Below are 775 nucleotides of genomic sequence, written 5' to 3'. Positions count from 1 at the left end.
GCCCGCCTTCGAGGTCCGCGCCGTCCTGGCCGCCACCCTCTCCCCCACCTGGGGCATCTACAGCGGCTACGAACTGTGCGAGAACACCCCCCTGCGCGACGGCAGCGAGGAATACCTCGACTCCGAGAAGTACCAGCTCAGGCACCGGGACTGGGAGACCGCCGCACGCGAGGGCCGCACCATCGCCCCCCTCATCACCAAGCTCAACACCATCCGGCGCGCACATCCCGCGCTCCACCGGCTCAGGAACCTCCGTTTCCACCGGACGGACAACGACTCCGTCATCGCGTACAGCAAGCGCAGCGGCTCCGACGTCGTGCTCGTGGTCGCCAACCTCGACCCGCACCACACCCAGGAGGCGACGGTCTCGTTGGACATGCCGCAACTCGGCCTGGAGTGGCACGAGTCGGCACCGGTGCGCGATGAGCTCACCGGCGAGACGTACCACTGGGGCAGCGCCAACTACGTGCGGCTGGAGCCGGGGCGGGCTCCCGCGCATGTCCTGCACGTACCGAGACCGCCCGCCGCACAGCGAAACGGAGGGCCAGGAACGTCATGACCGTGAACGAGCCAGTGCCGGACACCTTCGAGGACACCCCCGCCAAGGACCGGGACCCGGAGTGGTTCAAGCGAGCCGTCTTCTACGAGGTCCTCGTCCGCTCCTTCCAGGACAGCGACGGTGACGGCATCGGCGACCTGAAGGGCCTGACCGCCAAGCTGGACTACCTGCAATGGCTGGGCGTCGACTGCCTCTGGCTGCCGCCCTTCTTCAAGT

Annotated in this window: 2 protein-coding genes; both read left to right on the top strand. The window is 68.1% G+C overall.

From position 1 onward, the window contains the following. Window positions 1-559: alpha-glucosidase C-terminal domain-containing protein (locus ADK41_RS05130; RefSeq protein WP_030837580.1), on the top strand; the 559-nt coding region annotated here is incomplete at its 5' end. Further along, the coding region (locus ADK41_RS05125) for an alpha-amylase family glycosyl hydrolase (protein ID WP_030837583.1) at window positions 556-775 on the top strand (220 nt) is incomplete at its 3' end. The genes ADK41_RS05130 and ADK41_RS05125, both read left to right, overlap by 4 nt.

The sequence above is a fragment of the Streptomyces caelestis genome (genome assembly GCF_001279005.1).
Taxonomy (GTDB): Bacteria; Actinomycetota; Actinomycetes; order Streptomycetales; family Streptomycetaceae; genus Streptomyces; species Streptomyces heliomycini.
The sequence above is the reverse complement of the archived record's forward strand: the minus strand, read 5'-3'. Positions and strand labels throughout refer to the sequence as shown.